Below are 376 nucleotides of genomic sequence, written 5' to 3'. Positions count from 1 at the left end.
GAACCTGCCCAACGCTCACGGGCGGGTTCACCATGATCTCGGCCACCCCGCTTGCGCAGCTTTTTTGCCTGGCCTACGGGGCGATCCTTGCCCCGCATCAACCATCATTGCACTGGCAGTTGGTCTGTGATGAAACGCCGATCGATGGGTTGGCGCCCGTGGATCACGAACAATCGGAGGTCGAGATATCGCTGCCGAAAGCGGCCGCCGCCCCGGTATCGACCTGAGCCGATGGGCTGACGGACATGCGCGCGCCGGCCGACAGACTGCCGTTGATCCGCGGAACCTGACACAGGGAGGATTGCGCACCCATGCTCATGCGCACGGTCGCCACCTGCGCCGTGAAAGGCAACGGTTTCTTGTTGAAGGTGCCGCC

The 376-nt window shown here is 63.6% G+C and carries 1 protein-coding gene; it reads right to left on the bottom strand.

Annotation, left to right across the window (positions count from 1 at the left end; genetic code table 11):
* Positions 1–163: 163 nt before the first annotated feature.
* A partial coding sequence (locus AC0L20_RS40165) for a hypothetical protein (protein ID WP_473295695.1) occupies positions 164–376 on the bottom strand: 213 nt, incomplete at its 5' end.

Source organism: Bradyrhizobium sp. Kon58 (genome assembly GCF_055807455.1).
The sequence above is the reverse complement of the archived record's forward strand: the minus strand, read 5'-3'. Positions and strand labels throughout refer to the sequence as shown.